Annotated in this window: 22 protein-coding genes; 14 read left to right on the top strand and 8 right to left on the bottom strand. The window is 37.8% G+C overall.

Annotation, left to right across the window (positions count from 1 at the left end):
- Positions 1 to 113: 113 nt before the first annotated feature.
- The 8 genes from ADM90_RS17600 (at position 114) to lepA (ending at position 12,611) form a co-directional block, all read left to right on the top strand.
- Positions 114 to 839, top strand: a complete 726-nt coding sequence (locus ADM90_RS17600) for a DUF4430 domain-containing protein (protein WP_053996220.1) — start codon at positions 114 to 116, stop codon at positions 837 to 839.
- A 78-nt stretch (positions 840 to 917) separates the two neighbouring features.
- On the top strand, positions 918 to 4,883 hold the full coding sequence (locus ADM90_RS24880) for an S-layer homology domain-containing protein (protein ID WP_053996219.1): 3,966 nt from the start codon (positions 918 to 920) through the stop codon (positions 4,881 to 4,883).
- Positions 4,884 to 4,948: 65 nt separating this feature from the next.
- Complete coding sequence (locus ADM90_RS17590) at positions 4,949 to 6,481, top strand: S-layer homology domain-containing protein (RefSeq protein ID WP_053996218.1); 1,533 nt, start codon at positions 4,949 to 4,951, stop codon at positions 6,479 to 6,481.
- Position 6,482: 1 nt separating this feature from the next.
- Positions 6,483 to 7,325 (top strand): DUF4430 domain-containing protein, encoded by an 843-nt coding sequence (locus ADM90_RS24875; protein WP_053996217.1) that lies wholly within the window; start codon positions 6,483 to 6,485, stop codon positions 7,323 to 7,325.
- Positions 7,325 to 8,206 (top strand): energy-coupling factor transporter transmembrane component T, encoded by an 882-nt coding sequence (locus ADM90_RS17580; protein ID WP_053996216.1) that lies wholly within the window; start codon positions 7,325 to 7,327, stop codon positions 8,204 to 8,206. Before ADM90_RS24875 ends, ADM90_RS17580 begins: the two co-directional genes overlap by 1 nt.
- Entirely contained in the window at positions 8,179 to 9,825 is a 1,647-nt protein-coding gene (locus ADM90_RS17575) for an ABC transporter ATP-binding protein (RefSeq protein ID WP_053996215.1), read from the top strand. Before ADM90_RS17580 ends, ADM90_RS17575 begins: the two co-directional genes overlap by 28 nt.
- The gene (locus tag ADM90_RS17570) at positions 9,804 to 10,499 is read left to right on the top strand and encodes an ECF transporter S component (RefSeq protein ID WP_053996214.1); all 696 of its coding nucleotides are present in this window, start codon (positions 9,804 to 9,806) and stop codon (positions 10,497 to 10,499) included. Before ADM90_RS17575 ends, ADM90_RS17570 begins: the two co-directional genes overlap by 22 nt.
- Before the next feature lie 285 nt (positions 10,500 to 10,784).
- Positions 10,785 to 12,611: a translation elongation factor 4 gene (gene lepA, locus ADM90_RS17565; RefSeq protein ID WP_053996213.1), complete on the top strand. Its 1,827-nt coding sequence runs from the start codon at positions 10,785 to 10,787 to the stop codon at positions 12,609 to 12,611.
- Positions 12,612 to 12,734: 123 nt separating this feature from the next.
- Here lepA and ADM90_RS25605 read toward each other — a convergent pair whose 3' ends face one another.
- Genes ADM90_RS25605 through ADM90_RS17555 form a run of 3 tightly spaced genes read right to left on the bottom strand, consistent with a single transcriptional unit; the run spans position 12,735 to position 14,295 of the window.
- Positions 12,735 to 13,055 carry a tyrosine-type recombinase/integrase gene (locus tag ADM90_RS25605; RefSeq protein WP_412177000.1) on the bottom strand — a complete coding sequence of 107 codons (321 nt, stop codon included), beginning with the start codon at positions 13,053 to 13,055 and terminating at the stop codon, positions 12,735 to 12,737.
- Positions 13,056 to 13,075: 20 nt separating this feature from the next.
- A complete protein-coding gene (locus tag ADM90_RS17560) occupies positions 13,076 to 13,744 on the bottom strand; it encodes a Fic family protein (protein ID WP_235473663.1) in 669 nt (222 codons plus the stop codon).
- Between the two features lie 44 nt (positions 13,745 to 13,788).
- Entirely contained in the window at positions 13,789 to 14,295 is a 507-nt protein-coding gene (locus tag ADM90_RS17555; RefSeq protein ID WP_053996212.1) for a helix-turn-helix domain-containing protein, read from the bottom strand.
- Between the two features lie 804 nt (positions 14,296 to 15,099).
- On the opposite strand from ADM90_RS17555, the gene ADM90_RS17550 reads away from it, so the two are divergent.
- Entirely contained in the window at positions 15,100 to 16,092 is a 993-nt protein-coding gene (locus tag ADM90_RS17550; RefSeq protein ID WP_053996211.1) for a hypothetical protein, read from the top strand.
- 559 nt (positions 16,093 to 16,651) lie between these two features.
- Here the strand turns inward: ADM90_RS17550 and ADM90_RS25400 are convergent.
- The gene (locus ADM90_RS25400; protein WP_268766644.1) at positions 16,652 to 16,786 is read right to left on the bottom strand and encodes a hypothetical protein; all 135 of its coding nucleotides are present in this window, start codon (positions 16,784 to 16,786) and stop codon (positions 16,652 to 16,654) included.
- A gap of 515 nt (positions 16,787 to 17,301) precedes the next feature.
- Positions 17,302 to 17,844, bottom strand: a complete 543-nt coding sequence (locus tag ADM90_RS17545; protein ID WP_053996210.1) for a GNAT family N-acetyltransferase — start codon at positions 17,842 to 17,844, stop codon at positions 17,302 to 17,304.
- Between the two features lie 160 nt (positions 17,845 to 18,004).
- On the opposite strand from ADM90_RS17545, the gene ADM90_RS17540 reads away from it, so the two are divergent.
- Genes ADM90_RS17540 through ADM90_RS17525 form a run of 4 tightly spaced genes read left to right on the top strand, consistent with a single transcriptional unit; the run spans position 18,005 to position 20,893 of the window.
- Entirely contained in the window at positions 18,005 to 18,427 is a 423-nt protein-coding gene (locus tag ADM90_RS17540; RefSeq protein WP_053996209.1) for a GNAT family N-acetyltransferase, read from the top strand.
- The gene (locus ADM90_RS17535; protein WP_053996208.1) at positions 18,424 to 19,416 is read left to right on the top strand and encodes a zinc-dependent alcohol dehydrogenase family protein; all 993 of its coding nucleotides are present in this window, start codon (positions 18,424 to 18,426) and stop codon (positions 19,414 to 19,416) included. Before ADM90_RS17540 ends, ADM90_RS17535 begins: the two co-directional genes overlap by 4 nt.
- Before the next feature lie 12 nt (positions 19,417 to 19,428).
- Entirely contained in the window at positions 19,429 to 20,442 is a 1,014-nt protein-coding gene (locus ADM90_RS17530; protein WP_053996207.1) for a DUF1835 domain-containing protein, read from the top strand.
- 25 nt (positions 20,443 to 20,467) lie between these two features.
- Positions 20,468 to 20,893 carry a GatB/YqeY domain-containing protein gene (locus ADM90_RS17525; protein ID WP_053996206.1) on the top strand — a complete coding sequence of 142 codons (426 nt, stop codon included), beginning with the start codon at positions 20,468 to 20,470 and terminating at the stop codon, positions 20,891 to 20,893.
- Between the two features lie 113 nt (positions 20,894 to 21,006).
- Here the strand turns inward: ADM90_RS17525 and ADM90_RS17520 are convergent, their stop codons facing one another.
- The 3 genes from ADM90_RS17520 to ADM90_RS17510 form a co-directional block, all read right to left on the bottom strand.
- Positions 21,007 to 22,704, bottom strand: coding sequence for a methyl-accepting chemotaxis protein (locus ADM90_RS17520; RefSeq protein WP_053996205.1), 1,698 nt, complete (start codon positions 22,702 to 22,704; stop codon positions 21,007 to 21,009).
- Positions 22,691 to 24,331 carry a pyridoxal phosphate-dependent decarboxylase family protein gene (locus ADM90_RS17515; protein WP_053996204.1) on the bottom strand — a complete coding sequence of 547 codons (1,641 nt, stop codon included), beginning with the start codon at positions 24,329 to 24,331 and terminating at the stop codon, positions 22,691 to 22,693. The genes ADM90_RS17520 and ADM90_RS17515 overlap by 14 nt, the downstream gene beginning before the upstream one ends.
- A gap of 299 nt (positions 24,332 to 24,630) precedes the next feature.
- Positions 24,631 to 25,335 carry a polysaccharide deacetylase family protein gene (locus tag ADM90_RS17510; protein ID WP_053996203.1) on the bottom strand — a complete coding sequence of 235 codons (705 nt, stop codon included), beginning with the start codon at positions 25,333 to 25,335 and terminating at the stop codon, positions 24,631 to 24,633.
- Positions 25,336 to 25,502: 167 nt separating this feature from the next.
- Between ADM90_RS17510 and ADM90_RS17505 the strand changes: the two genes are divergently transcribed.
- Positions 25,503 to 26,690, top strand: coding sequence for a DHH family phosphoesterase (locus tag ADM90_RS17505; RefSeq protein WP_053996202.1), 1,188 nt, complete (start codon positions 25,503 to 25,505; stop codon positions 26,688 to 26,690).
- The last annotated feature ends 15 nt before the right edge of the window (positions 26,691 to 26,705 follow it).

Below are 26,705 nucleotides of genomic sequence, written 5' to 3'. Positions count from 1 at the left end.
CCTTTTTTCTGTTTTCCATTAGATGCTTCCCCCCTTTTTGGGAGAAGCATCTTTTTCTTTTTCGAGTTAATAGCAAGAACATTCACGAAATAATAAAATAGGAGGTTTTGCAAATGAAGATTTTCAAGAAATGGTGGCAATTAGCGTTTGCCCTGCTTTTAGCAGTTTCGCTCGTATCACCAACAGCAAGTGCCGCAGTATTACAGCCTGTAAACCAAGAACAACAAGCAACAACATTTGATGTTACATTATCTATTGATGGTTTATACGGTACAACTATTGTGCCAGAAACAATTGAGGATGTTGAAGCAGGGACAACGGCGCTAGAGCTTTTAGAACAAGTACTGCAAGACAATAACAAACCCTATGTAGTAACTATTCATCCTGTATACGGTCCTTACCTAGAATCAATTGATGGACTAGCTGCTGGTAGCTTAAATGGCTGGGATGGCTGGGTATATACAGTAAATGATAGTAGCCCAACAGTTGGCTTAGGTGCTTACGTATTAGCTCCGAATGATGAAGTTCATGTGTATTACACAACATGGGCTCAGCTAAACACGCCAAGCACAGTTGCTGTAGATGATATAAATCCATCTATTACGGTAAATTTAACTGGTGATTTATTGAATACGGGGACTGCTTCCAATTTAGCGAATTGGACAATTGACACTGGAACAACAGCATTAACAGCACAGTCCGTTACTGTGAATACAAGCCAGCAAGCTGTTATTACATTTGCAGGTCAAGCGGAAGAAGGCACGATTACGATTACAGCCTCTGCCAATGCCTTATTTGGTAATTCAGCAAGTGATCCACTTGAAGTGGTCGTCCAATAGCTAGGTAAATTCATACTGACAAGGTGAATTCTTTCATCTTGTCAGTATTTAACTATTTATAGAGGGAGTGAATTTTACATGGCTATATGGAAAAAGCAACTACATATAGCGGTTATCTTTATTTTAATATTGTCGCTATTTTCTCCATCCATTGCTGTAAAAGCACAGTATTTAGAAGGGGAAATATTCGATTCAATTATAGAAGATACTAGCGATAGTGAACTTAATGATTCACCAGAGCAAGGCAATGCGATAGAATCCAATAATGAAACAGAACTAGACAAATCAGCAGAAGGGGACAATGTACTAGAATCTGAGAATGAAGTCGAGCTAGAGCATCTTATGCCACTAAAGGATGCAAGAGAATTTGCGCCCTTTTCAGGTAGTGAGATTCAGCTAAATACAGAGAAGCCTTTATTATTATTAGAAGGAGAAACATATCCACTTACTGTAACTGACGCAACAACAGAGGATAGTGCTATAGTTGTATGGTCTTCAAGCAAACCTAACATTGCGACAGTTGATGTCAATGGGCTCGTAACAGGCATTGCTATTGGAGATGCAGAAATTACTATTGCGATAGGTGCAGTATCTAAAACAATTAAAGTTCATGTTATTCCAGAGGCAGTAAAAGAAACAATAGATTTAATTATCGCACTGCCTGATGAATTAGAACCAACTGAAACGATCTATCAGCAATTACTTACGATCCGAGAAAAAGAAACTAATTTATCTAAGCTAAAAATACGAGATCTATTCGATAATACGTCTTATGACAAATTGCTACGTCAAAGAGAAGTTGAATTTACCATTAAATATATGGAGGATCCAGCTAACACTACACCCGCAGTTGAGGAGATCACGACATTAGATGAAAATCTTAGTGATCAACTAGAAAAAATACGTAAAGTATATACATCCTTTTTCTCAATTAGTGGTCGTTATCAGCCAACTGATTTGACATTAGAAGCACTTAATTATGCGTTAGCCAATAAAGAAGTTAAATATGCAATTCTTGCTATTGATACACTTCCTAAAATAGGGGATTTAACACCAGATCCAACTATAAAAGTGTTGCTTGACTATGCTAGAAAAAAATATGAGAGTATAACTAGCGTTCGACCAACACCTCCTTTATTTCCTGGTTTGCCTCCTGGAAATGAATCATTTAAAGTTGATGTAACAAATAGACAGGAACTTTTTGATAAAGAAGTTAAATATGTTGAACTATTAATTGATGCAATTGATACAAATAGCCCATTAGTAAAAAATCAATTAAAGGCAGCAAACGCTGCATATAGTAACTTGAAGAAGCTCAAAGATGCTAGTAATAAGGCACAGCACACTAAAGTATCAAACTATAATGATCTCCTTGAAAAGGAGAAAATAATTAATGCAGAGGGCGATATTAACCAAGTTATTGCCAAAATTGATGCACTTCCTTCTGTAGAAGAACTTGTTTGGGCTGATTATCTAAAAATATTTGAAGCTCAACAAGCCTATGACCAATTATTAGCGATTCATAAAGAGCTAGTAACAAATTATGCTAAGCTAGGGGTTTTACAAAAGCGTCTTATACAATTACAGCCGCCAACAGTTGATACATATACTACTGTTGCCGAATATTTAACCAAAAATTTAAATAGTCCTGGTTATGGGTACGAATGGACGATGATAACATTAGCCCGCGGTGATCATTCTGCGAAGTATGCAACTTACTATGATCAATATTATCGTAATATTGTAAACCATGTAAAAGCCACGAATGGTGAAATAGATAAGCAAGCAACAGACTGGGCTCGCGTTATTATAGCTCTTACAGCAATTGGAAAAGACCCGACGGATGTTGCTGGCTATAATTTAGTTGATAGATTAGCAGATCTAAGCTTTATTACAGGGCAAGGAATAAACGCAACCATTTATTCATTAATTGCACTGGATACATGGGGGTTTGAACTACCTGCAACTGCAACAACAACACGGGATAAATTAATTCAGCATATTTTATCTAAGGAAATTCAAAATAGCGGAGGATTTGCATGGAGTGGAAGTGTAGCTGACCCAGATATGATAGGCATGGTGCTTCAGGCATTAGCACCCTATCAAAACAGATCGGATGTGGCAGCTGTCACGAATCGAGCAATAGCTAAATTGGCAGCTATCCAAACAGCGAATGGTGGCTATATATCGACGGCAGGCAGTTCTGAATCTGCTGAAAGTGCTGCTCAAGTTGTCACCGCCCTTGCTAGCTTGGGCATTGATGCCAACAAAGACCCTCGCTTTAATAAAGTTATTGCTAATATGATGACATTTAGCGCTGGTGATGGTGGCTTTAAGCATATCCATAGCCAATCGAAAGCAGATGGCATGGGAACCGTGCAAGTTGGTTATACATTAGCAGCCTACAACCGTCTACTAAGTGGACAAACGGCGCTTTATGATATGTCAGATACGAAAGATCGACCATCAACTCCAGGGGATAAGGACGGAGATGGTGATGATGACGAGGAGCCTTCCCCTCCTGATAACAATGGCAATCAGCCATCTGTTCCTTCTGAAGAAATTGGTTATGCAACGGTTTCCATACGAATTTCGTCATCTGAAGTTCCATTAAAACCGACAGCAACTAAGTTATTTGCTGGTGAAACTGCTTTTGATGTTTTACAACGAGCAGCAGAAGAAAACGGGGTTGCCCTAAGCTATCGTCAAACAGAATATGGCATATATGTAGATGGTATTGCGGGGCTTTATGAATTCGATCGTGGTCCTTTAAGTGGGTGGATGTACCGGGTCAATGGCAAATATCCTTCATACTCAGCAGCCAATTACACACTCTCTCCAAATGATGCTGTTGAATGGCTATACACAACTGATTTAGGAAAAGATATTGGTGGCTATGTGGAAGGAATAGAGGACAAACCCGCTGTTGAAGAAGAGAAAAAACAATGTGCTGAGGAAGCAACAGAAAATTGTCTGGAGTTAGAAGAAAAGCCATGTACAGATGAAGAGTGTATAGAAGAATCCAAGAATGAAAATAACAAAGAGGAAAAAGATAGCTTAGTAGTTGAAATTACGATTGAAGAAAACGCTAATAAAGTCGTACTTACACCTCAAAATATTCAAGAATACATGGATAAAAATATTCAAAAACTTGTGATTCAGAAGGAAAACCAATTCAAATTCGAGGTGGCTACCTCTGTATTTGCTGGAATTAAACTTGCTGAATCCGAGAACATCATGGCTGCTGTAACGAAAGAGACAGGACAACAACAATTTACAGTGACATTTGGTATTGAAACAAAGCAAGGAAATCTAAAGCCCATTTCTTTAGGAAAGGAGTATTTAAAAGTAACGCTACCAGCCAACGATCTAAAGCCAAACAGCGTTGTTTTACAGCTTGTAGGTGACGAATATAAACCTGTTCCACATAAAATTGTGGATGGCGAAATTGTTTTATTTACAAAAGCAGGTGGTACATTTGTGATCATAGAGAATGCAGTAACCTTTAAAGATATCGCGCATTTAGCAAATAAAGAGGAAATTGAGTTTTTAGCGAATCGTCTTGTTATTAAAGGTGTTACACCAGACACGTTTGGCCCAACTCAACCAATTACACGTGCACAGTTAGCAGCATTAGTAAGCCGTGCCCTTGGTTTACAAGCAACTGGTACAAATCCTTTCCGTGATACGGCTGGCAAATGGTATGAGGCAGATATTCAAGCGCTATATGAGGCGGGAATTACAAACGGAGCAACAGCTACAGCCTTTAATCCAGAGGCCCATATTACACGTGAACAGGCTGCTGCATTTATGGCACGTGTTTTAGAATATTTAAATGCTGATATGAAGAATAACAATGGAGAAATTCATTTCAAGGACATTCACAATATTAGTGCTGAATATCTACCATATATCGAGCTATTAAATAGCCTTGATATTATGACGGGTAAGACGAATGGCTCTTTTGATCCAAAGACGCCATTAACACGTGAACAAACAGCAAAAATTTTAAAACGTACGTTAAATACTGCAGGTATGATGTAATTTTCATGGCTAACCCAATTGCAGAAAGCTTTTGGGTTAGTATTTTTAGAATGGAGGTTATCCAAATGAAGCAAAGATTATCCACGCTTATCATGATGCTATTTGCATTCGTGTTAATTGTAATGCCAGTTTCCGCTCAAAATATTTCTACTGTAGATGCTTATCAAACGACTGGGCAATTTATGGTGACAAAAGCACCAAATCCTGCTTTTGGTGATGAATGGTTTATTATTGCACTTGCCCGTGGCGAATACAATGTTCCTGATGGCTATTACGATCAATACTATGCAAATGTTGTAAAACATGTACAGGCAGTAAAAGGTGAATTACACAATCGTAAATATACGGAATATTCACGTTTAATTATTGCCCTCACTGCTATCGGAAAGGATCCTACGAATGTGGGTGGCTATAATTTAGTCGAAAAATTAAGTGATTTTGATAAAGTTGTATGGCAAGGTCCCAATGGTGCTTATTTTGCTTTAATTGCTTTAGATACGTGGGACTTTGAGCTTTCTAAAACAGCTACAACGACTCGTGAGAAATTGATTCAACATATACTGGCAAAGCAATTGCCTGATGGGGGCTGGGATTTATCGGGGACGAAGGCAGACCCAGATATGACCGCAATGGCTATTCAAGCCCTTTCCACGTATAAGGATCAACCAGATGTGAAGATATCCATTGATAAGGCACTTCATACATTAACAAGTTTACAAGGAGCTGATGGCAGTTACAAAAGCTGGGGCACAACCAACTTAGAAAGCACAGCACAGGTTATTACAGCACTTGCCAGTTTAAATATTGATGCCAACAAAGATGAGCGCTTCCATAAGCTATTTGCAAGCTTTTTCGCCTTCTATCATGCAAAAGACGGTGGCTTCAAGCATGTATTAACTGAGAGTGCGGCTAATGGCATGGCAACAGAGCAGGCTTCTTATACACTAGCAGCCTATAATCGATTACTTGCAGGTAAAACAAAGCTTTATGATACATCCGATAAAAAGCCTAATAGCTCATCCACACCGACTCAGCCTACAGCTCCTCCTGTGAAAGTGAGCTTTAAAGATACACAATCTCACTGGGCAAAGTCTGATATCGAAGCGGCTGTGGCGAAAGGGCTATTAAAGGGCTATGAAGACAATACATTTAAGCCGAATAATAATTTAACACGGGTACAGGCTATATCGATTTTAGTGCGTGCTCTTCATTTAACAGGCTCTGGCAATGCACCTTTCACAGATATTAATGCCTATCCAAATGACATAAAACAAGAAATTGGAGCTGCCTACGAGGCAAAGTTATTAATGGTAAAGTCCAAGAAGCTTTCACCATCTTCTCCTATCTCACGTGAGGAGCTGGCAGTTATGCTGGCAAGAGCCTATGCATTTAAAACAGATAAACCATATGTACCGAAAAATAATGCACCTTTCAACGATATTGCAAAATTATCACAGGAATCGCAGCAAGCCATTACATTTTTATATGATTTTAACATTGCACAGGGAGCGAATGGATCATTTAGCCCTACAGATGTTCTTACGCGCGCACAAGCAGCTAAAATGTATGTTAATTTCTTAAAGGTAGTTGAAGATTAGTATGAAAAGATTTCTACATTTTTTCTTTATCTCGTTGCTTGTTGTTTTTTTAACAGCATGTAATATTCAAACCGTAGAGAAATTTGAGCAAATGCAGGATGAGGAACGGAGCATGGAAACCCAACCGTCTCCTGGGCAGCCTGAAGTCGAAGAACAGACTCCCTCAGTGGAAAATGAGATTGCTGAGGAAGAGCAGGAAGTGCAAGAGCCTGAGGTAGATAAGAAGATTCAAGTGGAGGAGCAAAAGGAAGAGCCTCGGCAAAGGGTAGAAAAGCAAGCAGTACCACCACCAGCACCAAATATAAAAACAGAGCAGCCTATGGTTCAAAAAGGCGATCATCAGCCAACAACAGTTACTCCCTCAGCAGAAGAATCTAAGCCACAAGCAACCGAAAAGCAGCAACAGCCAGCACCTAAAAAACGCACTGTAACCATTGCAATCCGTGTTGATACATTACTAAAGCATTGGGATAAGCTAGACCCTGCCCTACAAAGTGAGAAATATGTCCCGAAAAATGGCGTTATCCTAAAATCAACAACCTATGAACTATTATCAGAGCATGATACTGTTTGGGATGTGCTGCAACGTGCAACAAAGGAGCATAAAATTCAAATGGAGTATCAAGGGGCCAATGAAAATATGTATAACAGTGTCTATGTAGAAGGGATTAACCATTTATATGAATTTAGTGCAGGTGAATTAAGTGGCTGGATGTACAAAGTGAATGGGGTCTATCCAAATTACGGTTGTAGTCAATACGTCTTAAAGGATGGCGATGTCATTGAATGGAACTACACAGTCGATTTGGGTCGTGATTTAGGACATTATTGGGATGGTGAATAATGAAGGCATTTGAAACATTTCATCCTATCGTACTTTTTGCTTTTTTTGTAGCTGCTGTTGGCTTATCAATGTTTTTTATGCATCCAGTCTATTTGGCGATTACTATTTTTTCGGCTATTAGCTTAAATATTGCTTTACGTAGACAGCTATTTTTTAAGGACTGGAAGCTATATGTACCACTGTTTTTCTTAATGGCGATTATTAACCCACTGATTAGCCATAATGGTCAGCTCGTATTACTTTATATCAATGGCAATGCCCTTACTGTGGAGGCAATTATGTATGGACTTGCCATTGCCACGATGATTGTCGCTGTGATGCTCTGGTTTAGCTGCTACAATGTGGTGATGACATCGGATAAATTTATTTATTTATTTGGCAAAGTATCACCAGCCTTGTCACTAACCTTATCTATTTCATTGCGCTTAGTTCCACGCTTTCGGCATCAGCTAACGCAAATCATACAGGCACAAAAGGTTATTGGCATGGATTATACTGCTGGCTCATTATGGCATCGCATCAAATGCATCGTCCGAATTTTATCTATTTTAATTACGTGGGCATTAGAGAATGCAATTGATACGGCAGATTCGATGAAAGCTCGCGGCTATGGTGTGAAAAAGAGAACAGCCTTTTCGCTTTTTATTTTTGAGCGTCGCGATGGCATTGCTCTAACGATAATTATGCTACTTTTTGTTACGAACCTCGCTGCGAGTTTTCTTGGTACAACAACCTTTTATTTCTATCCAACATTTGGAACTATTAAATGGGACATTGGTAGTCTATTGTTTTATAGCAGCTATTTCCTGCTGCTGTCTATCCCATTAGCAATTGAAATCAGGGAGGCGTTCAAATGGCGCTCGTTAAAATCGACAATGTAAGTTTTACTTATCCTAATGAGACAAGCCCTGTATTAAAAAATATTCATGTAACAATTCAGCAAGGTGAGTTTATCGTGCTGATAGGGCAATCGGGCTGTGGAAAAAGCACGTTGCTACGGCATTTCAAGCGTGAGCTACAACCACATGGAGAAATGGCGGGGCAAATTTTTTATAAAGGCTGCGATTTACAACAATTAAATGCTGAAGTTGCAGCAGCAGATATTGGCTATGTTTTTCAAAATCCTGATAATCAAATTGTTACAGATAAAGTATGGCATGAGCTCGCTTTTGGGTTAGAAAGCTTGGGGCTTGATTCAGTAACAATTCGCCGAAGAGTAGCTGAAATGGCAAATTTTTTCGGCATTCAAAAATGGTTTCATCAAAAAACAACGGCGCTTTCTGGTGGACAAAAGCAGCTATTAAATTTAGCCTCTATTATGGTGATGCAGCCAAAGTTATTGCTATTAGATGAACCGACATCGCAATTAGACCCAATCGCTGCGTTGGAATTTATTCAAACATTGCATCGCTTAAATAAGGAACTGGGTATTACCATTATTTTAATTGAGCATCGCCTTGAGGAGGTGTTGCCTCTCGCAGATCGCGTATTGATTATGGACAGTGGGGAAATTTTATTCGATGGTTTACCAAGGGACATTTTAATGACATTGCCAAAAGAGCATGCGATGATTACTGCATTGCCGGCAGCGACAAAAATTTTCCACCGGCTTAATGGTGTCGGATCTATTCCGCTGACGATTCGTGAAGGGCAGCGCTGGCTTCATAATCAACAAGTGACGCCAGCAGATATGTCACCTACAATATCGTACAATGACACAGCTATTGCAGTAGAAGCAAAGGATGTTGCCTTTCGTTATGAAAAAAATGGTCAGGATATTGTCTATCATTTTAACTTACAAGTGAAGGAGCAGGAATTTTTAACGATCATCGGCGGTAATGGTACAGGCAAGTCTACGGTGCTTGCTATTTTGGCAGGGCTTCAAAAGCCTTATCGTGGCAAAGTGACTTTATTCAATAAAGCCTTAAAAAGCTATAGCAATAAACAATTGTATCAACAATTTTTAACGTTATTACCGCAAGATCCAAAAACATTATTTGTGCAAAAAACAGTGCGTCAAGAACTAGAAGATATGGCTCGTTTACATAAAGTAACAGAAGCAAATATGCAAAAAACGATTCAGTTATTTCATTTAACGCATTTATTAAATCGTCATCCCTATGATTTAAGTGGTGGGGAACAGCAAAAATTAGCACTCGCTAAGCTTTTATTAATAGAGCCGAAAATTTTGTTACTAGATGAGCCAACAAAGGGGCTTGATGCACATGCAAAGGAAGAACTAGCCGAAATATTAAAGGATTTACAAGCTAAAGGAATGACAATTATTATGGTGACACATGATATTGAATTTTCAGCACAGTACAGCAGCAGATGTGCCTTATTTTTCGATGGTAGTATCGTATCTGAGGATGAGCCGCGCGCATTTTATAGCGGCAATAATTTTTATACAACTGCCGCACATCGTATATCGAGAGAGTTACTAAGCAATGCCATTACATGTGAGGATGTTGTTACGTTATGTCAAAAAACATTCGTCTAATGATCTCAATCATTGTGATTGTCGTTTTAATGCCACTTACTTTATATGCGGGTATTACCCTATTTGCAGATCGAAAATATTATTTTATTTCGATTGTTATTATTATTTTAGCGTGTGTCCCTTTCTTTCTATCCTTTGAACGCCGCAAGCCACAGCCGCGTGAAATTTTAGTTATTGCTGTGATGGCTGCTATTTCTGTGGCAGGTCGTGCCTTATTTGTTATTACCCCTGGCTTTAAGCCTGTTGCAGCAATTACAGCCATTACAGGTTTTTCACTTGGGGCAGAGGCAGGCTTTTTAACAGGCGCTCTTTCCGCATTGGTGTCGAATATGTTTTTTGGGCAAGGGCCATGGACACCCTTTCAAATGTTTATGTGGGGGATGATTGGCTTTATAGCAGGCTTATTAGGGAAAACGGGGCTGATGCATAAAAAAATTCCCCTTATCTTATTCGGTATTTTTGCAGGCGTATTCTTTTCCTTTGGTATGGATATTTGGGGAACAATATCTATGTACGGTGTGTTTAGCTGGCAGGCTTATACACTGGCATTAACTTCAGCAGTGCCGTTTATGATGGTTTATGCGGTTTCAAATGTTATCTTTTTATTATTATTAGAAAAGCCAATAAGAGAAAAGCTAGAGCGTATTAAAAATAAATATGGCATATTACAATAAATAAACCATGATGTGTTTCTTTATAAAAAGCAAGCTAAAAGTGCTCATTTGAAACAGTGGGCACTTTTTATTAATGGACCCTAATCTGTTATTGCTCACATATTCTTATATATTAGCTCCGAATACTGCTCTATTTAACTCCAAATCCGACTGTGTTTCGCAAAACCTAAAAAAGTTCTAGTATACGTCAAGCATTGATAGTATAGGCTTTTGCATGGAGTTGCTGTTGTACTTTGCCTAACGTTCATAGTATAATTCAGTATAGTTTAATTAGGAGTGGAAAAGATGAACCGAGAAGCACGTTTAAAACGACAAGAGAATATACGAAATTTCTCTATTATTGCACATATTGACCACGGGAAATCAACGCTTGCTGACCGTATTTTAGAGCAAACGAAATCATTGACATCCCGTGAAATGAAAGCACAGCTCCTTGACTCAATGGATTTAGAGCGTGAGCGAGGCATTACGATCAAATTAAATGCAGTTCAATTAAAGTACGAAGCAAAAGACGGCGAAGTGTATACATTCCATTTAATCGACACACCAGGTCACGTCGATTTCACATATGAGGTATCCCGAAGTTTAGCTGCTTGTGAAGGGGCTATTTTAGTGGTGGATGCTGCACAAGGCATTGAAGCACAAACATTAGCAAATGTTTACTTAGCCCTTGATAATGACTTAGAAATTTTACCTGTTATTAATAAAATTGATTTGCCAGCCGCTGATCCTGAACGTGTGCGACAAGAAGTAGAGGATGTGATCGGGTTAGATGCTTCTGAGGCAGTATTAGCTTCTGCCAAAGCTGGTATTGGGATTGAGGATATTTTAGAGCAAATTGTGGAGAAGGTTCCAGCGCCAACGGGTGATCCTGAAGCACCTCTACAAGCTTTAATATTTGACTCTATCTATGATGCCTATAAAGGTGTTATTATTTCAATCCGTATTGTCAATGGGACCGTAAAGCCCGGTGATAAAATTCGTATGATGGCAACTGGCGCAGAGTTTGAGGTTATTGAGGTTGGGGTACATACGCCAAAGGTTGTGGCTCAGGCTGAATTAACAGTAGGGGATGTAGGTTATTTAACAGCATCCATAAAAAATGTAGGTGACACACGCGTAGGGGATACAGTAACCTTTGCGAACCGTCCAGCAGCCGAACCATTAGCAGGGTATCGTCGCTTAAACCCAATGGTATACTGTGGCTTATATCCAATTGATACAGCAAGATATAATGACTTACGTGAAGCATTAGAAAAGCTAGAACTCAACGACTCGGCTCTCCAATATGAGCCAGAGACATCACAAGCACTTGGTTTTGGTTTCCGCTGTGGCTTCTTAGGGCTACTACATATGGAAATTATTCAAGAGCGTATTGAGCGTGAGTTTAATATTGATTTAATTACAACAGCGCCTTCCGTAATTTATGATGTCCATATGACAGATGGCTCTGCCATCAAAGTAGATAATCCATCCTTTATGCCAGATCCGCAAAAAATTGATCGTGTGGAGGAGCCCTATGTAAAGGCTACTATTATGGTGCCAAATGATTATGTGGGCGCTGTCATGGAGCTTTGTCAAATGAAGCGTGGCAATTTTATGACAATGGATTATATTGATACATCACGTGTAAGCATTATTTATGAAATGCCGTTATCGGAGATTGTTTATGATTTCTTTGACTATTTAAAATCCAATACAAAAGGCTATGCATCCTTTGACTATGAGCTGATCGGTTACCAGACATCAAAACTAGTAAAAATGGATATTTTACTAAATGGTGAGCAAGTCGATGCACTAAGCTTTATCGTACACCGTGACTTTGCGTATGAACGTGGTAAAGTGATTGTTGAAAAATTAAAGGAATTAATTCCACGTCAACAATTTGAAGTACCGATCCAAGCAGCTATCGGTCAAAAAATTGTCGCCCGCTCTACAATTAAGGCTATCCGTAAAAACGTTTTAGCTAAATGTTATGGTGGCGATATTTCACGTAAACGAAAACTACTTGATAAACAAAAAGAAGGTAAAAAACGTATGAAGCAAGTAGGCTCCGTTGAGGTTCCTCAGGAAGCATTTATGGCGGTATTGAAGATGGACGATAGCAAATAGTAGACGTATCAAGGGTTAGTGGTGTTGGATAAAAAGACCAATACCCATTTTGCCTGCGAATTGCTTGCGAAAAAAACTTGCCGACCAGCGGCAACTGATCGGCAAGTTTTTATTTAATATCATCTAGTGCTCGTTCAAAAATATTGACGGATTCCTTTTGCATCTTTTCTGTGAGGTGTCGATAGTGATAGCGGAGCGGCTATGACCAAGACGAGCCTGGATGTCTTTTATTTTTGCGCCGTTTTCCATTAACATTGTGGCGTGCGTATGTCGTAATGAATGGAAGTTAAACGGAATTTCGAGTGTTTCTTGTAATTTTCTTGTGTTATATTTCATACTACTATGCGTAAGAGGTTCGCCACTTTCTTTTACACCGGACGTTTGCCCATATAATTCTCCTTTCCGGAAAGAAAGAGCAAGACAGCCATCTTGCTTTTTTTTAATTAATTTGCAAATTAAACAGTTTATTGATAGTTGATACCGAAAATACAGTTATTGTATGTCCAGTTGATGATTTTTTCATCATTGTTTGTTTCGTAAAATTCGGATAATAATTCATTCCACTTTTCAAGCTGACTTTCCTCGATATGCAAAATGCCATTACCATTTAGTAGCATGATATAGTTTGCCGAAATAAGCGTCGTGCGTTTGTTGCCATCCCAGAAAATTTGTGTACGCATAGCATAATACATGTATTTCAATGCGCGGTAAGTAGTTGAAACGCTATCGTCTGCTAAAAGAGATTGAATATATGCTGCTACTTCATCCTCTACAGGAATACTAGGCTGATAATTAACGCCATGAATACCAACATTCCCGTTTCGCACAACACCCCATGCAAGTGATTCATTATAGGAAACAAATGAATTAATTTTCTTTGCCACCTCTAATGTAAATGGAACAGATTCTTTTAAAATATAGCTATAGGCATTTTTCAAATTTAAAATAATTTGAATATCGTCCATGCTTACACCACTAACACTCATACCCTCAACAATTGTCTTTGTTTGAGGGAATGTTGTATTTACCTTTTCAAGTCGTGAATTGGCGTGTATGAGTTCGACCAACGACTTTTTTAATAGAAATCTGGATTCACGTTCGTTTAGATTATATTTGTTAACTATTTCATTCACAGCTTCTCATTCAACTCCCGTCTACTTCTTATATTTAGATTTTCTTAACCTGTTTCGTTGTGCTTTTGTGAAGCTGATAACATTTTCGCTTTTTTCTCGTCTAACAACTCTTGTCGAATAATATTCAACTCTTTTTCTACTTCCGCCTCAATTGCCTCTTCTGCAGTAGTAGCGGCAATTTCGGAAGCATTACCAATTTCAGCAGCAAGCGAAAGAACATAATTTTTGATGGCTTCACGATGTCCACTATCTAATTTGACGAAATGTTCAACGATTTTCTTTTCTAAATCATCAAGTTTATATTCCTTTGCTAATTCCTCAATGATTGTGGTATTCGTTTCAATAAACATTGGTTCTTCCCCTGTGCGTAGCCAGTGTTCGTTGACATTGAAATTTTCACATATTAGAAGAATGTTTCTATCCGTAACATTTCTGATGCCTTTTTCTAAAGCAGATAAGGCTGCTTGACCTATACCAATACGCTCGGCAAATTCGGATTGATTTAAGTTTTTATCAGTCCGAATTTTTTTTATTCTTTCTCCGATTTCCAAATAATCACCTCCTAATGCGTTTAATATAACACCTTAAATACAACTTAGCAATATTTTTGGTGGATAAATGTTGATATTTTTACAATTTAATTTTATCTTGTTATTACAAAGTTGTGAAACGAATTTGAAAGTGAGGTGAAAAGAGGGGCGGGTAGCACAGCAAATGAAAGAGTAGCTTTATTAGCGGGTTTGGCTAATAAAACTGCTAATGAACTTCTGAGGTTAAAGCCGATAGAGGAAAAGATGTAATCATTTACCACTGGGCTTCAGGCTGTTGATAAGTACCCAGCAAAAATTTAAGTTTGTGAATCGATAAGCAGTGACTGGATAAATTTGCTCAAAGAAATCTCACAGGTAAGGGCTAAAGATCCTCGTTTCACAGGGTACTAACGAGTGTTTGTTTCCGTAAAATCACTAAGACCATCAGAGCTAATTATTTAGCCGAGCTGGTTACTTTTTATTTCATACATAATAAATGTGACAATTTTGTGACAATTATTGTTTCGTAAAAACAATTATATGAGAATAAGGTTTTAATAATTTGGTATAAAATTCACTAAAACCGTTACTTTAGAATTATAAGAAAATAAAGGTAACGCCAAAAGATGGCGGAATACGTGGCGTGAATTGGCGTATAGTGTAAGAATGGACCTTTAATCCGCCAAAAAATGGCGGGGGAAACGCAAAATATTGGCGTGAATTAACCGTTGTATGGTTATTTTGGGAGTGATAGGATATAAATAACTCGAGGGAAACTATTAGCTATAGCTAATACAGATTATAATTAATGGAGGTTAGTAATATATGCATACTACACTTGATATTGATTTTAAATTAAAAGAAGGATTTCGTTCTTTATTCCCTGATTATGCAACAAAACTAGAGAAAGCAACTTCACAAGAAGAAATTAATAGATTTCAGGCTGAATTTATAGAGGAAAGAAAACAAATTTTGGCGGAAGCGCTAGGCAAGGATATATCCGAGCTAGAGGCAAGCGATCAGACTGCACCCATTCCACTGAAACAAGATATGTATAAAATTCTTATCAATGCTACTGGTGATGATATTAAAAAACAACTCCATGTGCTGATTGATGGTTTAAATCGATTGCAAGGAATGGAAGATGATGACGCTGGTCTTGTTACTGCACAAATTCTTGTTTCGGGTGCATTAGGAATTGGTCTATTATCAACCTCTACTGTTATTGCAAAATTGGCAGTTGGAGCAGCCGAAGCAGTCGCAGCTTTTGCTGGTGTTACAGTTGCTTCAGTTGGTGCAGTTGTAGCCATTGCTGCTCTAGTAATTGTGGCTATTATCATCCCAATTATTTATTTTATGGCAAAACCAGCAAATGCGATTGTGTTGTTAATTAATGAATTGGACAAGCCTCTTACTTTTGTATCAGATCATAATGTTCATGGTAAACCAATGTTAATGACAACGCCAATTCCTGAAGCTGTTGTGATTCCTGAAGTGGGTACATATCCAGTATCAGGATTGATTGCAACAGAAAAGAGAGAAAACGCTTTAGTAGGCACACAATACGGATTTACCATGCAGTATGGAGGTACAGATACGAAGCTTTCTTTCGGTGTAGAATGTCCTTTAACGGGTATCTATACAGATAATAATTGTTATTGTGCTATAGATGAAAGTGCGAGTACAGTTGCCGAAATGACTACAAAACAGAATAAACAGTTTTGGGAAGATGAGAAAAATGGTATCAAATTAAGCATTCGTTGCAACTCTGGAAGCGGATCGATAGCTTATTATGTAGCGCGAGCGTATAGAGGATAGACAGCAGAACACATCTTAACTAAAATTTTAGCTATATGAAAGACGTATCGCTTTAGGATACGTACACAAAAATCCAGGTGCTCATTTAAAGTGAGTACCTGGTTTTTGAGCTTTTACCATAATGGTAGGCATCTAATTTGTTACATAAAACCTCATATACAATGTTAAAGGGAAGCAGACGAATGGAATTTTCTGCTGAGTGATTTCTTAGCTTTCAGGAGAGCACAGACAATGAGATAATAATTATTAAAATGTATCTTATACAAGTTGATAGGATTGTAATCTTTTCTTAGATAACCGTTTATCGACTATACATAGATAAATACGACTGACTAGAATGTTTTGGTAAGACACTTTTATGGCGATGCGAAAGAGGGGGGCTTCTAAGTTGAGGTTATATGCCAACTGAAATTTAAGTGAAATAAAAAATGGCGGGCTTCCTTACCATTGTCACTACTAACATTTAAATTAATATGATCAGTTTATCATTATGAATGTTCAATAAATCAAAAGGAATCACGGCTAGACTGTGGCTCTTTTTTGAGTGTTATCTTCAGTTTTAATAAAATAATAAGAACAATTTAGCCAATAGAAAAAGGGGGACTCCTACGATGATAACACCTGCCAAGAAATAGCAAAATAACATAAAAACATCGAAAACCGCACCTGCTAAATCATCCATGAATTTAAACATTTTACTTCCCTCCAAACATAAAAAATAGATCTCAATCAACACTTCAACTGATTTTTAGAAACGTTTTTTACTAATGGCTAAAGTAATATAGAGCATCCCTACCTTGAGAAAAAAGTAGAATATATTATAGTGACTATTTAGATAAATAGCAGGGCTAAAAAAGGAGAAATTGCCCACTCCAATATAGCGGACCGATGGAATTGATTTACCAAAAGTTGAATAATGATCGGTGAAAAAATATAGAAATACAAGTAAGAAAGATACTTGCTTATAATAATCATTTATTGGCAGTGTTTACTTCATTAATTTATAAAATAATGGTAAGGCTTAAAGGTTAAATATGTCAAATTTATTAAAATATTCATTATACTGACCATTTGACAATATTCTATTCATAAAGTGGAGGATTGACATTGTAATGATATATTTGCACTTTTAGCCTGTAAAAAAAGGTGGGTGAAACGTCCAATCAGTGGAGGATACGCGTAAACTACACTGATTGAAGATTCACTTTCTCAAAATGGTATTGAACGTTTCCAAATCATATGATGAGTATTTGGTTCCCAATAATGCTCCAGACAAACATCTGGCTTGCCCAATTTTTTCTGCCAAACTATTTGAGCCTGTCGATAGCCGCTATCCAAGCAAAAGCTCGGTATTTGCTGTGTTTCGAGTGTAGTAAGCATATGTCGAAATAACACCGTGCCAATACCGCGCTGCTGATAGCTTGGATGAACATAAACAGTTCCGATTTCTGGACAGTTTGTTAAATCCTCTTGTATTGTTTGCTGGATAAGTGCATTTGCCTCGCCATATTCAATTGTGCCAATTATTTCTCCTGTTTTTGGCTCCACAGCTACCAAAAAAAATCGCTGCTGTCCTTGGCTTGCTAAGTCCATTGCTAAATAGTGCTTTTTCATTGCCCATTCAGTATGTTGATCTTCTACTAGCTCTGTAAGCCCTTCTTTGGCAAACGTATCCTGAATAACAAGGAAAAAGAATTGGTGCAAGGCCTGAACATCCGTTGATTTCGGCCGTCTTACTAAAATATTTTTCACACGTATCCCCTCCTTTGCCTATGATCGTGTCTCATGATTATAGCATGTTCTTCTTAGTTAGTTATGAATGATATATAATTAATCATATCCTAAATTTACGGTTGATTAAATAATGGTTATTTTGTATATTTATACAATCAATAATAGGAGGGGATATGCTATGTATATAACTAGTACGTTAAATCCTACGATGGAGGCGTATAAAGCATTGCATCAAACAACTGGCTGGAATGCAAAGGGGCTTTATACATATGATCAACTGTATCGTGCTATTTGTAATAGCTGGTTTAGTCTATCCATCTATAATGGTGAACAGTTAATTGGCTATGGACGAATTATTTCGGATGGAATCTATCAAACATTTATTTGTGATGTAATGGTGCATCCCGATTATCAGCGCAAGGGCTTTGGTACAATGGTGATGGAAGGCTTGTTAGAGCATTGTCAAAAGGAAAATATTAAATGGATTCAGTTATTTTGTGCAAAAGGCAAGCAGCCTTTTTATCAAAGACTTGGATTTTGTGAGCGTGAAGCAGATGCGCCTGGTATGATGTTATTTTATGAAGGAGGTTCAAATAGTTGAAAGCAAAATGTCTGAAAATCTATGAATTTGGCAATCCAACGGAAGTAATACGCCTTGAAAATAAAACGATTACACCTCCACAGCAACAAGAAATTGTTGTGCGTATGCTAGCAAGACCGATTAATCCTTCCGATTTAATACCGATACGAGGAAAATATGCACATCGCATTCCTTTACCAACCATTCCAGGCTATGAGGGAGTTGGTATTGTTGAACAAGTGGGACCACTTGTGTCACCACAGCTTATCGGTCAGCGTGTATTGCCATTGCGTGGAGAGGGAACATGGCAGGAAATGGTGAAAACACAGGTTGAATTCGCTGTAGCTATTCCTGATAACATGGATGATTTTACAGCGGCACAAATGTATATTAACCCCATAACAGCTTTTGTCACATGTACAGAGGTTTTGAAATTGCAGCCAAATCATACTTTACTTGTAAATGCATGTGGCTCTGCTATCGGTCATATTTTTGCGCAATTGGCAAGGCTGCTTGGCTTTCAGCTTATTGCTGTTGTGCGCAATGGTCAACATACCAAAACATTGCAGCAGCTTGGCGCTAGCCATGTAATTGATACGTCACAAATGCCATTAAAGGAAACAGTTATGGCACTTACAAATGGTAGAGGGGCAGATGCAGCGATTGATTCCATTGGAGGGAAAGCGGGTACAGAGCTGGCTTTCTGTGTAAAGCCTACTGGCAATTTTTTAGCGATTGGTCTTCTATCAGGTATGCAGGTCGATTGGACAAGTATTGTGAATGAAGCACGTGTACAGGCTAATTTATTTCATTTACGACATTGGCAGCGCCAGACATCCGTTGAGCAGTGGCAGCAAACGATGCAGCAACTTATTAACCTTGTACAATGTGGTTTATTAACAATGATGAAGGTTAACGCCCACTATCCATTGCTAGATATTCATAAGGCTATCCAAGCGGTTGAAACCTCTGATGCTAATAAAGGGAAAGTTTTTATTACAAGCTATTAAGGAGGATAGTGAATGACAGAGATAAAGCAATTAAAAAAGGCTATTAAACAATTAAGCGAAGATGAGGCAAAGTCCATGCTTTTTCTAGCACTTTTAAATAAGGGATCAAGGGATAGCATACAGCAATTTTTATTGCAGCAAACAGAAGGACCCTCTGTTTCAGCTAAGCAAACTGTCCATATTGTTTTTGGTGATTCACCAGGAGGCAGTTTAAAAGCAGCACTTCGCAACACAAGCTATGATAAGACAGATGAAGTGATTGTAATACCGGGTAATTTTTCTATCGGTCCCTTAAAGGCTATACATACAGCAGCAGGGATTGAGGCTCGCTTCCAATGGCTTCGAGAGCGCTCTATCATGAATAACGATGACTTAGAGCTATTGCAGCGTCAAACAATGGAAGCGATCGAGCACATTAAAAATAGCCCACCACATCTCGATATTATTATTTGGACTTGTCAAAATGCTCATGAACAAATAGGGCTTCGGCTTATATTGGCGATATTAGAACATAACATCAATGATATTTACGTATTAGATACCTTTCAATTATTCCATGAAATGTATACATATCCCCAGCTAGCAGAGGAGCATTATCCACGATCATCAGGAGAGGTCAGAGCAGAGGATTTATTATATTTTTATGAGCATGATCAGGGACGCCCTTTAAAAACGGCATTACGACAGATTTTGTGCCAGGAAGGTTTAAATATGTTAGCTGACGATTTTCACTCTATTCGTACATGGGAGTTTCATGAGCTTTGGCATAGTAGTGACGAAACAAAAGATGATGACTTGATTATTGCCTGTGCTAAGCGCCTCCATCATGAGCAAGGGAAGCATGATTATCAAAACACAGCTAGAATTGTTGGAGAAGCGCTGGGACATATGGAGCAATATAGGGAAGCGGAATGGATTGAATATCGTATTCGACAACTGATTCGGCAAGGCGTTTTTTCTTATCAGGGCGAGCTAAAAGGGATGCTATTGTATCAAGTAAAATTATCCGATGCTTATATGGTATAATCGTTGACAAAAAGGAGTGAACACATTGTTAAAAACAAAGGTATTTGAACAATTAAAAACAGCTATGAAGGAGAAGGATGCTTTAGCGAAAGGCGTATTATCGCTATTAAAATCGGCGTTAGATGCGGCTGAAAAGGACAAAGGCGAGGCGCTAACGGCTGCGGAAGAAATGGCGGTTATTAATCGTGAAGTAAAGCAAACCAATCAGGCTTTAGAGGGTGCTCAAACGGCTGGCCGAGCAGATTTAATTGAAAAAGAAAAGGCAAAATTGATCCTCTTAAAATCCTTCCTACCAAAGCAACTATCAGAAGAGGAAATAGCTGGGAAATTAGCTGCTGCTGGTATTAGCAAGGGAATGAATATGGGCGAGGCAATGAAAATTGCTAAACCGTTATTAACAGGTCAGGCGGATGGAGCTGTTATTTCAAAAATGGTGAAAAGTCTTATATAAAGCTATTTTTTCTTAAAGAGGTGGATAGTATAACAAAAGTGACGGATAAAATAGCAAAACTGATGGATAGAAAAATCCGCTATGCTTTCTTTTTTAGCATAGCGGATTTTCATTTATAGCTTAAATTTGTGAATAATATGGCGAAGCTGCTGTGCCATCTGCGCTAAATTATTAGAGGAGGCTGTAATTTCTTCAATACTTGCAGACTGTTCCTCAGAGGCGGCAGCTACATTTTGAATATTGCCAGAAGCTTGTGCTGCGACAATACCAACCTGCTCTACGGAAGTAGCGATGCCATCAATGCCTTTATTCATAGTGGTCATAATTGTATTGACATGATCCATTTCCTCTGTAAGTGCTGTAATTTGAGCATAAATCGTACTAAATGCTTCGCCTGATGCATGAAATGTTGCTGAGCTTTCAGCAAGATTGCTACTGCTAATAGCCATTGATTTGACGGCTTGTGTAGATTCTTCTTTAATGGTTTCAATACGTGTGCGAATATTATTTGTGGCTGCTAACGATTGGTCAGCCAGCTTGCGAACTTCTTCAGCAACAACGGCAAAGCCTTTTCCATGTTCACCTGCACGAGCTGCCTCAATGGAAGCATTTAAAGCAAGTAAATTTGTTTGGTCTGTAATTTGCGCAATTAATGTTACAATATCACCGATTTCATTTGTATAAGCGCTTAAGCGTTCGACAACCGAACTTGATTCTTGAATTGCTTGAGAGGTGATGGACATTTTTTCTGTTGCTTCTTGGATCGTTGCATTGCCTTTCTCTGAAATAGCCGATGTTTGGAAGGCTTTATCTGTCACATCATTGACGCTTGTCACAACCTCTGTCATTTTGCTTGAAATCTCTGTAATATGGCTTTCCACATCCTCAATAGAAGCAGTTTGCTTTTCTGACCCTGCTGCCACCTCTTGCATGGAGGAGGTAATTTGTTGAATGGATGCACTTGTTTGCTCTGAGCTTGCTGTTAATTCTTCGGACATAGCAGCTACTTGCTCAGCATTGTGTGCTATTTGTTCAATAAGCGTGCGTAAATCTTGTGTCATCTTTTCAATGCCTGTTGCTAACTGAGCAATTTCATTGTCCCCTTGTATCTGAAGCGGCTCCTCAATTAAATCTCCCTGTGCCACCTTTTCCACATAATGCGTCATTTTTTTAATTGGCTTTGTAATACCGAGGCTAATAAAATAAGCGACAATAACCCCAAAAATAATAAAGATAATGGTCATCACAATACAAATCCACAACGTTTCTGTTTGTAGCTTAGAGATAAATGATGCATCCATATCTAAGCCAAAAATAATATCTGTATTATTAAATGGAATAAAGATCGATTTATGAGTGCCATATTCATCTTTATAAATATCACTTACCTGTGGAGAGCCATTATCGAGGGCTACATGCATTTTTTCATCAAATATATAGTCCTGATGATGATTGTCAGTGTTACTTAAAGCAACAATATGCTCCTTGCCATTTGCCCTTGAAAGAATATAGGCATTTTCAATATCATATTTTTTAACGGCTGTATTTAATTGCTCCAATATTTTTTTATATTTGTCAGGATTGCTATTATCCGCTGCGATCGCATCATTTTTTTCAATGTTTTCAAAAATAGCGTTTGATGTTGTTTCAAGGGAAGCTTCAAATTGTGTTAAAACAAAATTATCAATAATACGGTAGGAAACAACAAACAACACAACGCTAAATAATACTGAAATAATCGCTATTGGTATGGTAAAGCTAGCTATATATTTATAGAGTAATGAACTTTTTAATTTATTAACTATACGCATGATGAGCTGCCTCCAATACGTTAAGCTTTTCCTGTAAGAAATCAATCATATTTGGGATATGTGCTGTTTCTGTATAAGGTGAAATCGAGAAGAATTTTGCCGCAGCAATAGGAACAGATTGTGCTGTATCGCTTGCTTTCACCGTGCAGACACGTGTTGTATCACCGAAAAATACTTCCTCTCGACCTTCACCGATAATTTCAAAGAAAGAGGCATTCATCGCATTAATATGCTCAATTTGATCTTGCGTATAATGACCAGCTTGTTCAGACTGCCAATTCAAGCCGTCTGGATATAAACGAAAGGCTGTAACTGGTCCGATAGTTGTTGCATTGACGACTTGTAGCAGAGGTATTTTTGCCGTTAATTGTGCACGGAAAACTAAATTTACTTGTACATAATTGGCTAATAATTGCTGGTAGCCCTCCTTACCAAATGCCTGTAATGCAGCAAAAATGGCGATAGAACTGCCCATACGAGAGCATTCCAATGTATAACCTGTATGGTAAGAGCCATAGCCACGATTGCCAACATAGAGTGTATCAAAGTCTTCGATATCTAATAGCTCTAAATGCTTGCCCTCTTTTAGTAAAAATAAGCTTGTTAAATAAGGCGTTTGTCCGAGTTTTTGGAAATCAAAGCACAAGCTATCTGCAATGGCTAGGTGCTGCATACGAGCCTGTATTTGTAATAGCCCTTGTAAAACAGATTGCTCAAATTGAAGAGGGTTATTTTTGAAATCATAGTCATTAAAGAACGCATAAAAGCCACCTAAAGCTGAATCTGCATGAATATGTATTGGTTTTAGACTGTACTTTTTCTCAAGGCTTGTTGTGACTTCTTTAATTGCTTGTACATCATCAATACCAAATTGATCAGTTGCACCTGTTGTTGCGACAACATAAATCGGGATACCCCCATTTTCTATCACTTCCGTCATACGAATATGTAAATCTGCCACATCCATTGAGTGATCCCTGCCTGCCTTCACACGTACTAAGTGCTTACTGCCAATACCTACTGCTTCTATAGATTTTAATAGGCTGTAATGTGCATTTTCTGAAGCAAAGCAATATAAATTATTTGGTACACCATCCTCTTTTGCATGTGGGAATTGTTTTGCAATGGCAAGACGTAGCCCGCTAAAAACAGCACCTTGTCCACCCCAGGTTGTATAGCCAAAGCTTTTTGTATAATCATAGCCAACTAATTTAGACATCATTGCGACTACCTTTACTTCACATTCCGCAGCAGCTGGTCCATAAACGTCCCATAAATTATTGCCATTTAGTAGCGCATTGGTAAATTGGCCCAATATGCCAGGAATGCTTGCCATTGGTAACACATTTGTCACAAAGTTATGTGTGTGGTAAGGATGTCCTTGCATGAGTTGGGTTAATTGTTCTACTACTTCCTCAAGCCCAATGCCTGTTGTGGGCACTTGATGCTCCTGCATAAGCTCTCGATAAAAATTAGCAGGGCGTTCCTTCAATGGGCCAAGTGTTGTGATGTCTGGATCTTTTAATGCATCTAAAGAAGAAACAATTTTCTCTAATAATACTAATAATTGCTCTCTTTGATGGATATTCCCATCTTCGCTCTGAAATAATTGCTGGATATTTTTCATAGTCATCATCCTTTTATAGTTCTTATTTCCTCTATTTTTCGTTTAAGAAAAATAGGACCTTATACTAAAATTATAATAGCATATTTTAGTATAAATGGATCTTATATTTTATTAAGAAAATATTTATTAATAGTTCCAAAAATTCTAACTTCTATATCATACTATTAAGAAGATGGTGGAAAGCCTTGAATACTATACATATATTATAATGTTAGAGGGAAATATTTTTTAGCAGCCTCATATTAAAAAAAATCTGCACCATGATAAGGGCAGATTCTTAATATAAGGAGTAAAAGAAATTATTTTTGTAATTTTTGTAATTCCTCAATCGTTACAAAAGTATAGCCATCGTCCATAAGTGCTTGTAAAACGTCCTCAATTGCCTGTAATTCATTGCCTGTCGCATCATACATCGGGTGCATTAATAGAATGGAACCTGGTTGAACATTTTCTTTGACATATGCTACTTTATCCTTCGCCTCTGTATAGTAAGTATCAGGCTCTAAATTCCAAGTAATCGTCTCACGATGATGCTTCTTTAAATAATAGGGTAAGCCTATTAATTTTTTGCCATATGGTGGTCTGATAACGGGTACCTTTGAATAGCCAAGATTGGCAATTAAGACATCTGTTTTTTCGATTTCATTCTTGATAAAGGAAGGGCCTTTTAGCACCATACGTTTATGCGAATAGGTATGATTGCCGATTTGATGTCCTGCCGCAGCAATTTTCTTCGCTTCTTCAGGGTTTGCTTCAATATCCTTACCGATGAGAAAAAAGGTTGCTTTTACGTTATAGTTGTCTAAAAGTGATAAAATGGCATCTGTCTGGTGAGTAGGCCCATCATCGAAGGTTAAGGCAATGACTTTTTCATGGGTTTCAATATGAGAGGTAATATTACCAAACAATTGATAGTCTCGGGCATTCATTAATTTATATGCTGAAAAGGCTAAAGCAAAGATAAATAAAATGCCAACTCCGATATACGTTATTTTTCGTTGCATTGACAGTTTCCTTCCTTCTTGTAGGTATGGTTATTTTTATTCAATTATAAATCTTTTCATGATAGATCGGAGCGTGGTCATTTCAGCAATGGTTTATTACAAATTTATAGAAAGCTTTTTTGTTTGAATTCCAAAAAAACAACCATACTACTTTTTGAGGTGAAGACATGTATCAATTATTATCACATAACGATTTAGATGGTGTAGGGTGTGGCATTTTAGCAAAGCTCGCCTTTCAGGATAAGGTGAAAATACGTTACAACTCCATTTCCTCATTGGATCGAGAGATAGAATTCTTTTTGGAAAATGATCATCAAAATACTTTTTTGTTTATTACAGATCTTTCGCCAAATGAAACGAATGAACAACATTTAAATGATTATTATCAAGCGACTGGTAATGTACAATTGCTGGACCATCATAAAACAGCACTTCATTTCAATCATTATGAATGGGGAAGGGTATTAATTGAAGATGAGCAAGGTTTATTAACGTCAGCCACATCTTTATTTTATCAGTACCTTGTAACACAGGGCTTATTAGAAAAAACAGAGGCTCTAACAGAATTTGTAGAGTTAGTGAGACAGTACGATACATGGGAATGGGAAAAGAACGGAAATTTTCAAGCACAACGGCTCAATGCTCTCTTTTTCTTAGTATCCATTGATGAATTTGAAGAAAAAATGCTGGATCGCTTAAAAACAAGTGAGCATTTTAATTTTGATGAATTCGAAAAGAAAATTTTAAGTATGGAAGAAGACAAAATAGAGCGTTATATTCGACGAAAAAAACGAGAGCTTGTACAAACGAATTTGGGAGATTTCTATGCAGGTGTTGTCTATGCAGAATCCTATCTTTCTGAGCTGGGCAATGAATTGGGCAATGACAATGTACATCTCGACTATATAGCCATGATTAATATGGGCAGTAAAAAAATGTCCTTGCGTACGATTCATGATCATATAGATGTTTCATCTATTGCTGCAGCATTCGGTGGAGGAGGGCATCAAAAAGCGGCTGGTTGCTCTTTAACAGAGGAGGCTTACAAGCAGTTTGTGTTAGCGACATTCCATATTGAGCCAATCCCTGAGGATGCTAAACGAAATCGCTATAACTTAAAGGGCTCTGCATCTGGTACTTTTTATAAAAATCAGCACGATGAATTATTTATTCTCTATTCAAAGGACGAGATTGACTGGGTAATTGAAAAAGATAAAAGCCCTTTAGCGCACACCTTTACAAGTTTTCATGAAGCAGAATGGTTTTTAAAAAGAAACTTTCAAGCATGGCTAGTCAGAGACGATGTATTTGTGAACTATTTAATGCAGGAAGCTACTAAAGCTCGTCACCAATAATAAAGGAATTTTATC

Source organism: Lysinibacillus macroides, assembly GCF_001281525.1.
In the GTDB taxonomy this organism is placed as follows: Bacteria; Bacillota; Bacilli; order Bacillales_A; family Planococcaceae; genus Lysinibacillus; species Lysinibacillus macroides.
The sequence above is the reverse complement of the archived record's forward strand: the minus strand, read 5'-3'. Positions and strand labels throughout refer to the sequence as shown.

What these genes read in the sequence shown, in the direction of transcription:
- ADM90_RS17505 (WP_053996202.1), top strand. Translation starts at nt 25,503, where the DNA reads ATGTATCAATTATTATCACATAACGATTTAGATGGTGTAGGGTGTGGC.
- ADM90_RS17600 (WP_053996220.1), top strand. Translation starts at nt 114, where the DNA reads ATGAAGATTTTCAAGAAATGGTGGCAATTAGCGTTTGCCCTGCTTTTA.
- ADM90_RS17575 (WP_053996215.1), top strand. Translation starts at nt 8,179, where the DNA reads ATGGCGCTCGTTAAAATCGACAATGTAAGTTTTACTTATCCTAATGAG.
- ADM90_RS17530 (WP_053996207.1), top strand. Translation starts at nt 19,429, where the DNA reads ATGACAGAGATAAAGCAATTAAAAAAGGCTATTAAACAATTAAGCGAA.
- ADM90_RS17570 (WP_053996214.1), top strand. Translation starts at nt 9,804, where the DNA reads ATGTCAAAAAACATTCGTCTAATGATCTCAATCATTGTGATTGTCGTT.
- ADM90_RS17550 (WP_053996211.1), top strand. Translation starts at nt 15,100, where the DNA reads ATGCATACTACACTTGATATTGATTTTAAATTAAAAGAAGGATTTCGT.
- ADM90_RS17520 (WP_053996205.1), bottom strand. Translation starts at nt 22,704, where the DNA reads ATGCGTATAGTTAATAAATTAAAAAGTTCATTACTCTATAAATATATA.
- lepA (WP_053996213.1), top strand. Translation starts at nt 10,785, where the DNA reads ATGAACCGAGAAGCACGTTTAAAACGACAAGAGAATATACGAAATTTC.
- ADM90_RS17580 (WP_053996216.1), top strand. Translation starts at nt 7,325, where the DNA reads ATGAAGGCATTTGAAACATTTCATCCTATCGTACTTTTTGCTTTTTTT.
- ADM90_RS24875 (WP_053996217.1), top strand. Translation starts at nt 6,483, where the DNA reads ATGAAAAGATTTCTACATTTTTTCTTTATCTCGTTGCTTGTTGTTTTT.
- ADM90_RS24880 (WP_053996219.1), top strand. Translation starts at nt 918, where the DNA reads ATGGCTATATGGAAAAAGCAACTACATATAGCGGTTATCTTTATTTTA.
- ADM90_RS17510 (WP_053996203.1), bottom strand. Translation starts at nt 25,335, where the DNA reads ATGCAACGAAAAATAACGTATATCGGAGTTGGCATTTTATTTATCTTT.
- ADM90_RS25400 (WP_268766644.1), bottom strand. Translation starts at nt 16,786, where the DNA reads ATGTTTAAATTCATGGATGATTTAGCAGGTGCGGTTTTCGATGTTTTT.
- ADM90_RS17515 (WP_053996204.1), bottom strand. Translation starts at nt 24,331, where the DNA reads ATGAAAAATATCCAGCAATTATTTCAGAGCGAAGATGGGAATATCCAT.
- ADM90_RS17590 (WP_053996218.1), top strand. Translation starts at nt 4,949, where the DNA reads ATGAAGCAAAGATTATCCACGCTTATCATGATGCTATTTGCATTCGTG.
- ADM90_RS17540 (WP_053996209.1), top strand. Translation starts at nt 18,005, where the DNA reads ATGTATATAACTAGTACGTTAAATCCTACGATGGAGGCGTATAAAGCA.